Source organism: Mycolicibacterium smegmatis (genome assembly GCF_001457595.1).
Lineage (GTDB): Bacteria > Actinomycetota > Actinomycetes > Mycobacteriales > Mycobacteriaceae > Mycobacterium > Mycobacterium smegmatis.
The window spans coordinates 2,664,198-2,678,026 of the sequence record NZ_LN831039.1 but is presented as its reverse complement, the minus strand read 5'-3'; the positions used below and the strand labels follow the sequence as shown (position 1 = coordinate 2,678,026).

Annotated in this window: 13 protein-coding genes; 3 read left to right on the top strand and 10 right to left on the bottom strand. The window is 67.7% G+C overall.

What is annotated here, in order from left to right:
• Position 1: 1 nt before the first annotated feature.
• The 5 genes from AT701_RS12735 to rpsB all read right to left on the bottom strand — a co-directional run bounded on the left by AT701_RS12735 (position 2) and on the right by rpsB (position 5,161).
• Positions 2-568, bottom strand: a complete 567-nt coding sequence (locus tag AT701_RS12735) for an FtsX-like permease family protein (protein ID WP_058125936.1) — start codon at positions 566-568, stop codon at positions 2-4.
• Positions 565-1,749: an ABC transporter permease gene (locus AT701_RS12730; protein WP_003893883.1), complete on the bottom strand. Its 1,185-nt coding sequence runs from the start codon at positions 1,747-1,749 to the stop codon at positions 565-567. The genes AT701_RS12735 and AT701_RS12730 overlap by 4 nt, the downstream gene beginning before the upstream one ends.
• Before the next feature lie 115 nt (positions 1,750-1,864).
• Positions 1,865-3,325: an amidase gene (locus AT701_RS12725; RefSeq protein WP_058125935.1), complete on the bottom strand. Its 1,461-nt coding sequence runs from the start codon at positions 3,323-3,325 to the stop codon at positions 1,865-1,867.
• 158 nt (positions 3,326-3,483) lie between these two features.
• Positions 3,484-4,311 (bottom strand): translation elongation factor Ts, encoded by an 828-nt coding sequence (gene tsf / locus AT701_RS12720; protein ID WP_003893881.1) that lies wholly within the window; start codon positions 4,309-4,311, stop codon positions 3,484-3,486.
• A gap of 16 nt (positions 4,312-4,327) precedes the next feature.
• Complete coding sequence (rpsB, locus tag AT701_RS12715; protein ID WP_003893880.1) at positions 4,328-5,161, bottom strand: 30S ribosomal protein S2; 834 nt, start codon at positions 5,159-5,161, stop codon at positions 4,328-4,330.
• Positions 5,162-5,469: 308 nt separating this feature from the next.
• On the opposite strand from rpsB, the gene AT701_RS12710 reads away from it, so the two are divergent.
• Complete coding sequence (locus AT701_RS12710; RefSeq protein WP_029104211.1) at positions 5,470-5,973, top strand: M23 family metallopeptidase; 504 nt, start codon at positions 5,470-5,472, stop codon at positions 5,971-5,973.
• Between the two features lie 26 nt (positions 5,974-5,999).
• Positions 6,000-6,929 (top strand): LLM class F420-dependent oxidoreductase, encoded by a 930-nt coding sequence (locus AT701_RS12705; RefSeq protein ID WP_081319456.1) that lies wholly within the window; start codon positions 6,000-6,002, stop codon positions 6,927-6,929.
• Here AT701_RS12705 and AT701_RS12700 read toward each other — a convergent pair.
• Together AT701_RS12700 and AT701_RS12695 are read right to left on the bottom strand one after the other, a co-directional pair.
• Positions 6,913-7,794, bottom strand: coding sequence for an alpha/beta fold hydrolase (locus tag AT701_RS12700; protein ID WP_011728396.1), 882 nt, complete (start codon positions 7,792-7,794; stop codon positions 6,913-6,915). The two genes, AT701_RS12705 and AT701_RS12700, sit on opposite strands and share 17 nt — an antisense overlap.
• Entirely contained in the window at positions 7,791-8,693 is a 903-nt protein-coding gene (locus tag AT701_RS12695; RefSeq protein ID WP_011728395.1) for a tyrosine recombinase XerC, read from the bottom strand. The genes AT701_RS12700 and AT701_RS12695 overlap by 4 nt, the downstream gene beginning before the upstream one ends.
• Positions 8,694-8,966: 273 nt before the next feature.
• On the opposite strand from AT701_RS12695, the gene AT701_RS12690 reads away from it, so the two are divergent.
• Positions 8,967-10,667, top strand: a complete 1,701-nt coding sequence (locus AT701_RS12690) for an HNH endonuclease signature motif containing protein (protein WP_058125933.1) — start codon at positions 8,967-8,969, stop codon at positions 10,665-10,667.
• A 90-nt stretch (positions 10,668-10,757) separates the two neighbouring features.
• Here AT701_RS12690 and AT701_RS12685 read toward each other — a convergent pair whose 3' ends face one another.
• From AT701_RS12685 to AT701_RS12675, 3 genes are all read right to left on the bottom strand, one after another.
• Positions 10,758-11,594, bottom strand: a complete 837-nt coding sequence (locus AT701_RS12685) for a DUF5995 family protein (RefSeq protein ID WP_058125932.1) — start codon at positions 11,592-11,594, stop codon at positions 10,758-10,760.
• Positions 11,595-11,691: 97 nt separating this feature from the next.
• The gene (locus AT701_RS12680; protein WP_058125931.1) at positions 11,692-12,855 is read right to left on the bottom strand and encodes a lactate 2-monooxygenase; all 1,164 of its coding nucleotides are present in this window, start codon (positions 12,853-12,855) and stop codon (positions 11,692-11,694) included.
• 24 nt (positions 12,856-12,879) lie between these two features.
• A complete protein-coding gene (locus AT701_RS12675; RefSeq protein WP_011728392.1) occupies positions 12,880-13,752 on the bottom strand; it encodes a siderophore-interacting protein in 873 nt (290 codons plus the stop codon).
• Positions 13,753-13,829 lie beyond the last annotated feature (77 nt).

The following is a 13,829-nucleotide window of genomic DNA, read 5'->3' as shown; positions in this document are numbered from 1 at the left end:
ATCAGCCTCCAGCGGTCAGGGATCGGATGGGTGGACGCGACGCGGCGTTCCAGGTGGGCACGAAACTCGTGGCGACGGCCGCGACGATGCTGACACCGAACGCGATCAGGCAACCGGCGAGGATCCCGGCGACCGACACACCCGTCGGAGCGAGCCCGGCCAGAGCGACCACGGCCGCGGTGACCGACGCCGCCCCCGCACCTGCCAAGGCGCCGAGCACGGCCGCGACCAGCGGTTCGACGAGCAGGGCGGCCACCACAGGCCCGCGCGGAATACCGTTGGCGCCCAACACACCGAGCTCCCGGGTCCGGTGCGCCACGGTGCGGGTGGTCGCCACGGCGACCTCGACCACGCCTACGAGCAACACCGTCACCGCGATCAGGATCACCGCCCGATTGATCTCCTCGGCATGCCCGATGACGGCCGATTGCTCCCGGATGCCCGCGGACATCGCGAACACCAGCACCACCAGGAAGGCGCCGGTCGCGGTGGTGACCACCGGCAACACCATCTCCCTGATCCGCCTGCGCGCCGACAACCAGCCGTAGGCAAGGCCTTTCTGGATCATCGCGCCCCCAACAGGTCGACGGGCCGCTGCTGCAGCAAGCGGTGTACGGGTACCAGCGCGCCGACGATCGCCATGGCCGGAAGGAAGGCCGCGACCATACCGGCGGCCTGTGCCCACGCGACCGGGGTCGCGATGCCCGGAATCGTCAGCGCCACAGCGGCTCCCGCGCCGAGCACACCCAGTACGTAGGCCGCGACGAACACGATCGCCGATTCGACGAGGAAGAAGTACAGCACCTCGTCGGCCAGGCCGATGCTGCTCATGATGCCGAATTCGCGTTTGCGTTCCTGCACGGCCGCCAGGAACGACGACACCGCGATGACGAATCCGAGGATCAGGCCGATCGTGGAGATCAGGCCCAGTGTCGAGCTCGTGACCTTGCCGGAGAACAGTGCGGAGAATTTCTGCTCGAAGGTCAGCGGCCCGGACCCGCCCACGGTGTCGTAGATCAGACCTTCGCCATCGGCTTTCGGTTGCTCGGAGGGGTCGGCGGTGTACGGCAAACCGACCGCGGCACCGAACCTCTGGGCCAGATCGCGCCGATTCTCCTCCCCCGCAGGCGCATACACCGTCCACCACCCGTGGTCGCCGACCAGTGACCGGGCAACGCTCGTCGGCACCGTCACCGATTCGCCGGAGCCGGTGATCCGCGCCGTCAGCGGGTGGCCGTTCACGTCGACGACAGATCCGTCGGCCACCGCGAGCCGGTTTGCCACATCGGGTCCGAGAACCGCTTGCCCCGCGGGTATTTCGTCGTCGCCGCGCAGGGATACCTCCGCGTCGCCGATGTGCACGACCCCCGAGGAGGTCTGCACGGCCCGCCAGCCGTCGGGCACCGTGAGCGCGGGTGCGGGCCCGTCGGCCACCAGTGCCGACGCCTCGTTGTCGTAGTGCACGCCTGCCGCGGGCACCACCCACAGCTGCGCGTCGCCGAGGACGTCGGTCACCGAGTCGGCGCCGGTGATCGCGAAGCTCGACGAAATCGTCCGCACGACAGTCACACACGCGATCGCCAGCGCGATCCCGAGCACCGAGAGCACGAACCGCTCCGGCCTGCGCCGGATGTTCGCGAAGGCGAACCGCACCAGGCAACCGAAGGTGTTGCCGGTGGTGGTGGCGATCTGCGGTGATCGTGGCGGTGTGGATGTGGGTGAGGGCGATACCGATTCAGCGGTTTCCACAATGAGGGATGCTGCGAGCCCGATGTTTCACCCGCAGCCGTTCGCGGTGTCGAGTTCGTTAACAGGACACGGCCCGGGTTACGGGGTCATGTCACGCGCCACGCCGGTTTGTGCCCTACTCCGTGGTTTTCGTGGCCTTCTTCGCGGCCCGCTTACGCGGCTGCTTGGTCGCGGTGACATCTTGTATGCGCGCCCAGGGCCGCGCCTCCTCGAGCTCGTAGGCAAGCTCCAAAAGGCGCGCCTCGCGGCCGATGGTGCTGGAGAACATCATGCCCACCGGCATGCCGGCGGTGGTCTGCGCGAGCGGCAACGAGATCGCGGGGTCTCCGGTCGCGTTCTGCAACGGTGTGAAGGCCACCCAGTCGACCAGCCGCTGCAGGATCTGCTCGTAGTCCGCGGTCGGATCGAGTCGCCCGAGGGGCAGCGTCGGCTCGGCCAGCGTGGGCGTGAGCACCACGTCGTAGCTGTTGGACAGCCGCTGGGTGATCCGCCCGGACCGGGCCAGCCGGGCGATCGCGAGCGGCAGCCGGTACAGGCGCCGCGCGGCGCGGCGATCCAGTCCCAGCGTGAGGTTGTCCAGCCGGTCGCGATCGAACGACGGCCCGGCCGTGCGGCGTCCACCGCGCACGCTGGCGAACGCCAGAAATGCCCAGTAGTCCAGGAAGTCGTCCTTGAAGTGGTTCGGAATCGGATTGCCGATCGGGGTGACCCGGTGGCCGAGTTCCTCGAGCAGTGCCGCGGTCTTGAGGGTGAGGTCGCGGACCTCAGGCGCGGCGTCGCGGACGATGGACTGCGTGCACACCGCGATCCTCAGCCGCTGCTTTCCAGGGCGGTGGACGTCGCCGATGGGTGGCAGCTTCGGGTTGCGGTAGACGCGTTCCATCTCGCGGTAGAAGGCTGCCGTGTCGCGGACCGAGCGGGTGACCACGCCGTCGGAGACGATGCGCAACGGCATCGCGCGGAAGTATTTGTCCTGAGGCAGACGGCCCCTGGACGGCTTGAGACCGACGAGACCGTTGCACGCGGCCGGGATGCGAATCGAGCCGCCGCCGTCGTTGGCGTGTGCGATGGGGACGACACCCGCGGCCACGAACGCGGCCGACCCTGACGACGACGCTCCCGCGGTGTACTCCGGGTTCCACGGGTTGCGCACGGGGCCCAGGCGCGGATGCTCACACGACGCGCTGAAGCCGTATTCCGACAGACGAGTCTTGCCCAGCGCGATGAGCCCGGTCGAGAGGTAGGCCCGCGCGAAGTCGCCGTGGGCGCGTACGGCCCGCGGTTCCCACGCGTCGGTGCCGTGCATGGTGGGCATGCCCTCGACGTCGACGTTGTCCTTGACAAAGGTGGGTACCCCGTCGAAGAAGCCGCCGTAGGGGCTGGGCGCCGCGCCACGGGCGTGGGCGCGTTCGAAGGCCGCGTAGGCCAGGCCTTTCAGCGTGGGGTTGACGGCCTCGACGCGCGCGATCGCGGCCTCGATGAGGTCGGCGGACGACACGCGGCCCGCCGCCAGTTCCCCGACGAGGCCGACGGCATCGTGATCACCGAGAGCGTCATTGCTGAAGGCGTGGACCATGGGTTGACGGTACCAAGTGGTACCACACGGCAGGCCGGCGAGCGGGGTTTCCTTGCCCTTTGCTGTTCTCCGAAGACGGCAAAACCCCGCGTCTCCGGGATCGCCGGGTATGACGCGGGGTTTCACACAGTGAGCGGTGGGTGTGCCGCTCAGGCTTGTCAGGCCTGGCCGACCTCGAAGCGCACGAAGCGCGTCACGGTCACGCCAGCCTCGTCGAGCAACGCCTTGACGGTCTTCTTGTTGTCGGACACCGACGGCTGGTCGAGCAGCACGACGTCCTTGTAGAAGCCGGTCACGCGGCCTTCGACGATCTTCGGCAGCGCCTGCTCGGGCTTGCCCTCGTTGCGGGCGGTCTCCTCGGCGATGCGACGCTCGTTGGCGACGATGTCCTCGGGCACGTCCTCACGGGTGAGGTACTTGGCCTTGAGCGCGGCGATCTGCAGTGCGACCGCGTGCGCGGCCTCCTTGCCCTTGTCGGCGTCGCCGGCCTGGTACTCGACCAGCACACCCACGGCGGGCGGCAGGTCGGCGGCACGCTTGTGCAGGTAGGCCTCGACGGTGCCGTCGAAGTACGCCGCGCGGCGCAGTTCGAGCTTCTCGCCGATCTTGGCGCTCAGGTCCGCGATGGCCTGTTCGACGGTGGTGTCGCCGGTCTTGGCAGCCTTGAGCGTCTCGATGTCGTTGGCCTTGGCCGCGACGGCAGCTGCGACGATCTGGTCGGCGAGCGCCTGGAACTCGGCGTTCTTGGCGACGAAGTCGGTCTCCGAGTTCAGCTCGATGAGCGCGCCGTCCTTGGCCGCGACCAGACCTTCGGCGGTCGCACGCTCAGCGCGCTTGCCGACGTCCTTGGCGCCCTTGATGCGGAGAAGTTCGACTGCCTTGTCGAAGTCGCCGTCGGCCTCGACCAGGGCGTTCTTCGAGTCGAGCATGCCTGCACCGGTCAGCTCCCGAAGCCGCTTTACGTCGGCAGCGGTGTAGTTAGCCATGAAAGCCTTCCTGGAATTACGAAGCGTCAGTGGATGATTCGGGGGCGGCAGCGCCTTCGGCGGAGGCGTCGGCAGCACCGGCGGTCGCGCCGGCGAGCAGCTCCTGCTCCCACTCGGCGAGCGGCTCGGCACCTTCGGCGGGCTTCTCGCCGCTGCCCTGGCCCGCGCGGGCCTGCAGACCCTCGGCGACCGCGGAGGCGATCACCTTGGTCAGCAGCGCGGCCGAGCGGATCGCGTCGTCGTTGCCCGGGATCGGGTAGTCGACGACGTCGGGATCGCAGTTGGTGTCGAGGATCGCGATGACCGGGATGCCCAGCTTGCGGGCCTCACCGACGGCGATGTGCTCCTTGTTGGTGTCGACGACCCACACGGCCGAGGGCACCTTCTGCATGTCGCGGATACCGCCGAGGCTGCGCTCGAGCTTGTTCTTCTCACGCGTGAGCATGAGGATTTCCTTCTTGGTGCGACCCTCGAAGCCACCGGTCTGCTCCATGGCCTCGAGCTCCTTGAGGCGCTGCAGGCGCTTGTGCACGGTGGAGAAGTTGGTGAGCATGCCGCCGAGCCAGCGCTGGTTCACGTACGGCATGCCGACGCGGGTGGCCTCTTCGGCGATGGACTCCTGCGCCTGCTTCTTGGTGCCGACGAACAGGACCGTGCCACCGTGGGCGACGGTTTCCTTGACGAATTCGTACGCCTTGTCGATGTAGGTCAGCGTCTGCTGCAGGTCGATGATGTAGATGCCGTTGCGGTCGGTGAAGATGAACCGCTTCATCTTGGGATTCCAACGACGGGTCTGATGCCCGAAGTGGGCGCCGCTGTCAAGCAGCTGCTTCATGGTGACGACGGCCATGGCCAGCCATACCTCTTCTGGTTGTCGGTTGTCGCTCGGCATCGGGTGATACCGGGCCCTGGTGCCCGCTGGTTGCCGGACCCGCACTGGGAAATCCCAGGTCAGGACCGCCGGCATCCGGATTCGACCCCATGGAGGCGATCGAGGCGCGAACACGCGAAGTCAGCCCGCTCGGCGAGCTGCACGTAGGAGTTTACACGCTGGACACAGGTGCTTTTACCAGCCTGACCTCCAGGGTCGGCGGTTCATCCACAGGCCGTGATCTCGCTCTTGGGCGCACGGGTGCGGATGCGGTGAAGTGGAAGGTGATGAGAATCATGGCAGCGGTGGTGTGCGCTGGGTTGTTCTGGGCCGTGCCTGCGGACGCCGAGACCGTGCGCTTCCGCTGGCCGCTGGACCCGCGACCAGCGGTGACGCGCGCGTTCGACGCGCCGTCGCCGAACTGGCAGCGCGGGCACCGTGGCGTTGACCTCGCGGCGGGGGCGCACCAGCCCGTGTATGCCGCGGGGCCCGGCACGGTGGTGTTCGCGGGTGAACTCGCGGGCCGCCCGGTGGTGTCGATCGCGCATCCGGGAGGTCTGCGCACCACCTACGAACCGGTACGCGCTCACGTGCGGGTGGGCCGCACGGTCGCAGCCGGGCAGTCCATCGGCACCCTCGACGAGGGTCACTCCGGCTGCCCGGTCGCGGCGTGTCTGCACTGGGGTGCGATGTGGGGTCCGGCTTCGCGCGCCGACTACGTCGATCCGCTCGGCCTGCTCGCCGCGGTCCGCCTCAAGCCACTCCAAACGGGGTTACAGTCGGCGAGGTGACATCTACCGCTCATCGCAACCGCCCCATGCGCTTTGGCCTGCACACCGCCCTCCCCCGTGGCACCGACTTCGCCGAGTTTGCCCGCGGCGTCGAGGATTCCGGGTTCGACGTGCTGACGGTGCCCGATCACGTCGCGCCGATTCTGTCGCCGTTCGCCGTTTGCGCAGCGGCGGGTGCGGTCACGTCCCACTTGCACACCGGAACGTTGGTGCTCAACAACGATCTCCGTCATCCGGTCGACGTAGCGCGTGAATCCGGCACCCTGGCAGCCATGTCGGGCGGGCGCTTCGAGCTCGGTCTGGGCGCCGGACACATGAAATCCGAGTACGACGCCGTCGGTGTGAAATTCGACCGCGGGGGCGTGCGGGTCGACCGGCTTGTCGAAGCCGTCTCGGTGATCGCGCCGCTGCTGGCAGGCGAGGCGGTTGATGTCGACGGCTCGCACTACTGTGTGCGCGGTGCCGCAGGTGAGCTCGTGGCGCCACCCGGGGTTCCCGTGCCGCTGCTCATCGGCGGAAACGGCACGCGTGTACTGCAGTTGGCGGGCCGCGTCGCCGATATCGCGGGCCTCGCCGGGTTCAGCCACAACCACGATGCCACCGAGATCCGCCTGACCCACTTCGGCCCGGCAGGACTGCTGGACCGCATCGGCGTGGTCCGCGACGCGGCAGGTGCGCGCTTCGAGCAGATCGAACTCAACGCGCTCATCCAATTCGTCGCCCACACCGAGGACCCGGCCGCGGCCGCGGCCGAACTCGCAGGCACCCTCGGCACCGAGCCGTCGGTCCTGCTCGAATCGCCCTTCGTCCTGATCGGGACCTACGAGCAGATGGCCGAGGCGCTCGCGGAGCGCCAACGCCTGTACGGGGTGAGCTACTGGACGGTCATCGACGCGTGGGCGGGCCGTGAATCGGCCATGCCGCACCTCGCCGAGGTGATCAAGCTGTTGCGCTGATCCGGGCCAGGAATGTCGTCATCGCGTCGAGCACCACATCGGGTGCGTCCCGCTGCACCCAATGGCCCGCCTCGGCAACGACTTTCAGCGTGGCGTCCGGTATCAACCGCGCGGCGGCGCGCGCATGGGCGACGGGTACACCTGTATCGCGGCCGCCGTGCACGATCAGCGCGGGACGCGGAAACGTCCGTAAGCGGTCGGTGTAGTCGGTGCGCTGCCGGTTCCACCGCACCTGGTCGCGCTGCCACTGCTCGAACGCGATGAAACCACCCGGTTGCGCCGCGGCGGCGTACACGGCCTGCAGCAGATCGTCGGTGCGGTAGACGCGGTTTCGGATGATGGCCGCGACGCTCTGGTTCATCGCGGTCCGGTTTCGCGCGGTCCAGCGCATCACCGAGCCCATCACCCCGGTACGGACCATGGCCCACGTCAACGCCTGCCTGATCGCCGAGAACGGTCCGTCCGACAGTCTCGCCATGATGCCGTAGCTGCCCAGCAGCATGGCTCCGGTCACCCGGTCCGGGCGGTCGAGCACATGCCCGATCGTCATGCCGCCGCCGAGCGAGAGCCCACCGATGGCATACCGACCGTCGACGACCGCGTCGACGAAATCGCCGACGTAGGCGACCAGACGCTCCTGTGTCACCGGCAAGGCCGGCAGTGGACTGTGTCCGTAACCCGGATGGTCGGGGCAGACGACACGGTAGCCCGCCGCGGCGAGCCCGGGTGCGATTCCGCCCCACGACAATTCGGCGTTGTCGACCCCGCCTCCGTGCAACAGGACGACGGTGCCGCTCGGGCGTTCGGGAGACCACGTGAGGTAGGAGACCCGCCCGCCGGACAGGTCGACTTCTGAACGGATCATGCGCGTGGGTGGGCCTGGTCATGAACGGCGCGGAGCCGTTCGACGGTGACGTGGGTGTAGAGCTGGGTGGTGGCCAGCGACGTGTGGCCGAGCAGTTCCTGCACGATGCGCAGGTCGGCGCCGCCTTCGAGCAGATGCGTGGCGGCGCTGTGGCGCAGCCCGTGCGGACCGATGTCGGGGGCGCCGTTGACGGCCGAGACCGTCTGGTGCACCACGGTGCGGGCCTGGCGCGGATCTAGGCGACGCCCCCTGGCCCCGAGCAGCAGGGCCGGGCCCGATTCGGGGATCGACAGTTGTGGCCTGCCTTCGGTCAGCCAGGCCGTCAGCGCCGCGTGGGCCGGCTCGCCGAACGGGACGGTGCGTTGCTTGTTGCCCTTGCCCAGCACCCGCACCACGCGCCGCGAGGTGTCGATGTCGTCGATGTCGAGCCCGCACAACTCGCTCACGCGGATCCCCGTCGCGTAGAGCAGTTCGACGATCAGCCGGTCCCGCAGCGCGATCGGATCCCCTTCTTGCGCACCTGAATTCACCGCGTCGAGCGCGTCGAGCGCCTGGTCGCGCCGCAGCACGGCGGGCAGCGTGCGCCGCGCCTTGGGCACCTGCAGCCGCGCTGCCGGGTCCACGCCGATCAGGCCACGCCGCAACGCCCACGCACAGAACGTCTTCACCGACGACGTCCGCCTGGCAAGGGTTGTCCGCGCGGCACCCGACGCCGACTGTTCGGCCAACCACGACCGCAGCAGCGGTAGGCTCACCCGCGCGAGGCTCCGCTCACCCGTGCGCTGCTCGACGAAGTCGAACAGCGCCGTCAGGTCTCCCCGGTACGCCCTGCGAGTGTGGTCGGAATGGCCGCGTTCGAGGCCAAGGTAGGCATCGAACTGGTCGAGCACGGATTCCATGCCCCCACCGTGTCAGATCGTCCGGTCGTGTCCATCCGACGCGCCGCGCCGCAATCTCAGCGTGACCACTTTCGCGCCTCACCTTGCTCCGCGAGGGTGCGTGTTTGTCGGTGGACACGCCGGGTTGTGTCAGCACTCGGCGCACGCTCGCCGACCGGTGAGTGTTCTCCTGTAACTTGCTGTACAACAACACCTTTGACCAATATGGGCTCATTGATCACACCCGTCACAAACTGAGGTTTCTTGTCGGTGTATCGAACTAGTGTTCGATACATGGATGATGGAGTGCAGGACGCAGTCGCAGCCCTGGACGCTGCGCTCAACACCCTGCTCACACTCCCCCACAGTGCGCTCACCGACGCCGAACTGTTGACCATCTGCGCCGGCCTACAAGACGCCCGCAACCGCATCCCCGCCGTCGAACACCGCGCCATCGCCGCCCTGGGTGCGCAGACCACCCCCGCGGCGATCGGCGCCAAATCCTGGCCGCTGGTGCTGGCGACCCGCCTGGGCATCTCGGTCAAGGAAGCCCGCCGCCGCTGCGCCGACGCCGCGGAGTTGGGCCCCCGGGTGTCGATGACCGGCGAAGCCTTGGCACCCAAACGTGAACACATCGCCGCCGCCCAAGCCGACGGCGCCCTGACCCCCGACCACGTCACCGAGCTGTTCAAATTCTTCACCAAATGCCCCGACTGGGTCACCTACGCCGAACAGTGCCGGCTGGAAGAAAAACTGGTCACCGGCGCCATCGGGGCCGACCCCGAAACCGTGCGCCAAGCCGTCGACCACGCCGTGTTCCTGCTCGACCAAGACGGGCCCGCCCCCACCGACAACCCACCCACCAAACCGTTCGGCATCACCTTCGGCCCCCAACAACCCGACGGTTCCTATCACCTGCGCGGCAAGGTCAGCGCCGAATTCAAAGCCACCTTCGACCCCATCGACGAAAAACTGGCCGCACCCGGCATGTGCAACCCCGCCGACGAGGCCCCGTGTGTCTCCGGCACGCCTTCACAACAGCAGATCGACCACGACGAGCGCGGCGCGTCCGAGCGTCGCCACGACGCCATGCTCACCGCCATGCGGCTGCTGCTCGCCCACAAAGACCTCGGCCAGATCAACGGCCTACCCGCCACCCTGCTGATCACCACCACCCTGCAAGAACTCGAAAAAGCCGCCGGAGTGGCGATCACCGCCGGCGGCACCAAACTGTCCATCCCCGACCTGATCCGCCTGGCCACCCAAGCCCACCACTACCTCGCCGTCTACGACGAACACACCGGGGTTCCGCTCTACCTCGGGCGGGCCCGGCGCACCGCCTCCGCCGGACAGCGCCTGGCCATCTGGGCACGCGACCGCGGCTGCACCCGCCCCGGATGCACCGCCAACGGCTACCGCTGCCAAGCCCACCACGCCACCACCGACTACTCCAAAGGCGGACTCACCGACGCCGACGCTCTGGCCCTGGCCTGCGGCTGTGACAACCGCCTCGTCGGCGAGGCCCCCAACAAATGGACCACCCGCATCAACAACCACGGCCAATGCGAATGGATCCCACCGCAACTACTCGACCGCGGCCAACACCGCACCAACACCTACCACCACCCCGAAACCCTCCTCGCAGACATCAAAAGCGGGTTCACCGACGACACCGCAGACAGCAGGAGCCAGACAAGCAAGACGACCGGCAGCGAGACCCATGCGAAGCAGGCCGCAGACACCGAGCCAGACACCGCAATAGCCCGTGGCAACGACCTCAGCGAAAAGCCGGCAATCCCACCCGAACTGCTCGACCAAGACCACCAACAACCCAACACCAACCACCACCCCGACACCGAGCGCGGCGACGCCCGCAACAGCGGAGCTACGGGTCACAACCGAGACCACAGCAGAAAGAACGGAGACAGAGACAGCGGCGAGAACAGAGGCGGCCACGACAGCGACGACGGCGAATCAGACTGTCAGTCAGCCTGATCGGCGCCGCCCGCTCGGCAGCCGGGGACACCGCAGGCCTCCCTGACATGTGGCGTCCCGGCACGCGACCGCCCGGAGCGAGTCACGACATCACAACGTCGTCGCGATCGGCGCAGGGATGCCGACGATCTCGTCGAGCACGCGGATGTTCTTCGCCACGTCCCAGCTCTCTTGCGCCGCGATGGTTTCCAGGGCCCAATCGATGAGCCCGAGCACACCGGGCGGCTCGAAGATCAGCCGGCCCTGCCGGGCGGTCCGCTGATCGCGAAGCCGGATGCTGACCGGACGGGTGAACGCCGGCTGCGCGGCGAGAAAGGTGGCAAAGCGCCAAGCGTCATCCCTGAAGGTCCGCACCGCCTCGTTGATCAACACGATCTGGTGATCCATGAATACGGCGTAGACATCGGCCAGCGCCGGCGACAGTTCGTTGAGGTCGGCGACGAGGCCGTCCATCTGACTGGCGAGGACCGCATTGATGCGATTGAAGTCGGCCATCAACTCCGGCAGGCGTCTGGGAGGCGCCACGGCGTGCGCGGCGATCCCCAGGTCCAGGCAGATGTGGGCGCTCACCCCGGCGAACATGTGCTGCAGGATGATCGGGTCCTCGCGGCTTGCCGCGTCGAACGTCACCTGCCACGACCGCGTCGGCCGCGGAAACCTGTCCGGATGAAATCGGCCGTTGAGCGCGTCGAAGTAGCGGTTGGCGAACGCCACATCGAGGCGCTCCATCCGCGGGCCGTCGTCGAACACCCCGTGAGCGACGGCGGTACGCACAGCGACCGTGATGCGTTTGTACAGTGCCGCGAAATAACCCAGGCGGCTTTCGTTTTCGATCGACCAGTCGATGACCGAGTCGATTGCGGTGACGACGTCGTCCAGACTCGTCGCAGGGGTGAGCGGTGCCAAGGGCGGCGGCACATGCGGCATCAGATCTCCTTCAGATCGCCACTGATGGTGCGTATCGCATCTCATCGTTGCCGCGGCAACCTTCAGCGAACACGAGTAGTCCGCTACCCGACTCGGCTCAGGCGTCGACGCGACGCAGCGTGTCAGGGGTGAGATCCGCCAGGGACGGATAGCCGTCGACCGCCATGATCAGATCGGCTTCGGCCAGCAAAGAACGCAGAACGTGCACGATGCCGTCGACCCCGCCGAGCGCGAGGCCGAACACGTACGGTCGCCCGACCCCCACGGCGGTGGCGCCGAGTGCCAGAGCCTTGACGATGTCGGCGCCGTTGCGGATACCGGAGTCGAACAACACGGGCAGGCCGTCGGCGGCCTCGACGACCCCGGGCAGGCAGTCGATGGCCGGAACACCGCCGTTGGCCTGACGTCCGCCGTGGTTGGAGCAGTAGATGCCGTCGACGCCCTCGTCTTTGGCGCGACGGACGTCGTCGGGATGACAGATGCCTTTGAGGATCAACGGCAGCTTGGTCAGCGAACGCAGCCACGGAAGGTCTGCCCAGGTGAGCGGATTGCCGAACTGGCTGACCCACCGAAGGACGGTGGCCTGCGGGTTCTCCTCCGGAGGCTGTGGCAGTCCCGCGCGGAACACCGGATCGCTGGTGTAATTGGCGAGGCACTTGCCGCGCAACTGCGGGAAGTTCGACGTGGACAGATCGCGCGGGCGCCAACCCGGCACCCAGGTGTCGAGTGTGACGACGATGGCCTTGTAGCCTGCGGTTTCCGCACGCTGCACGAAGCTCGCCGCGAGATCGCGATCGGTCGGAGTATAGAGCTGGAAAAAGCCTGGGGTGTCGCCGAATTGAGCGGCGACGTCCTCCAGCGGATCCTGGGTGAGCGTCGAGACGACCATCGGCACCCCGGTACGCGCGGCCGCCTGGGCGCCTGCCAGATCACCGTGGCCGTCCTGCCCACAGATACCGAGCACCCCGATAGGTGCCATGAACAACGGCGACGGCAGCTGCAGACCGAACAGGTCTACCGAGAGATCGCGCTCGCGTTGGGCGTTGAGCATCCGCGGAACGAGACCCCAACGATCGAACGCGGTGCGGTTGACCCGCTGGGTGCGCTCGTCACCGGCGCCGCCGGCCACGTACGACCAGATCGACGCGGGCATCGCATGCTGCGCCTTGCTTTCCAGCGTGGCGTAGTCCATCGGCATGGTCGGCAGCACGCCGGCCAAGCCCTGCAGGTAGATCTCAAGCTGATAGTCGCCGTAGGCCATGACGGCTACTCTGCCAGCTTCCGGTCAGGCAGTGGCCTCAGCCTCGGCTTTCGCCAGCTCGGCCTTCCACTGTCGGAACGTCTCCTCGGTGCGGCCGCGCCGCCAGTACCCCGAGATCGAGGCCGCCCACTTCGCCTCGACGCCGCGCTCCTTGCGGATGTACGGCCGCAGGTTGTGCATGACCGCCTGCGCCTCGCCGTGGATGAACACCTGCACCTGACCGGGCAGCCACGGTGTCTCCTTGACCGCGTCGATCAGCGGCGCGTGATCACCCGCGCGGTCTTCGGGTACCAGATCGGCACGGCCACCACGGTAGATCCACTTGATCTCCACACCGGCAGGCGCCTTGAGTTCAAGTTCGTCGTCGGGACCGGCAACCTCGATGAAGGCTTTGCCGATTGCGTTGTCGGGCAACGCTTCCAGCGCGGTGCTGATCGCGGGGATCGCCGCCTCGTCGCCGGCCAGCAGGTACCAATCCGCCGCTGGGTCCGGCGAGAAGGCGCCGCTGGGCCCCATCAGGTACGCCGGCTGTCCGGGCGCCGCCGAGGCCGCCCACGGCCCCGCGACGCCGAGTTCACCGTGCACGACGAAGTCGATGGTGATCTCACCACGTTCCGGGTCCACATTGCGGACGGTGTAGGTGCGCACTGTCGGCCGCTGCGCCTCGGGAAGACCTTGAAAACTGTCCAGTGTCAGTGGTTGTGGCAACGAGCTGACATCCACACCCTCGGGAACGATGACCAGCTTGACGTAGGAGTCGCTGAACTCACTCGGCTTGAACGTGCCGAATCCTGTACCGCTGCCCGCGTTGTTGCCACCGAGCACCAGCCTGACCATGTGCGGTGTCAACTCTTCACGACGCACCACCGCGAAGGTGTGTATGGGTCGTCCTGCCATTGCGCCCCTCCAAACTCATCTGTCGGCCCGCCTCCGACCTCATCTGTCGGCCCGCCTCCGGACCCCACCGACTATAC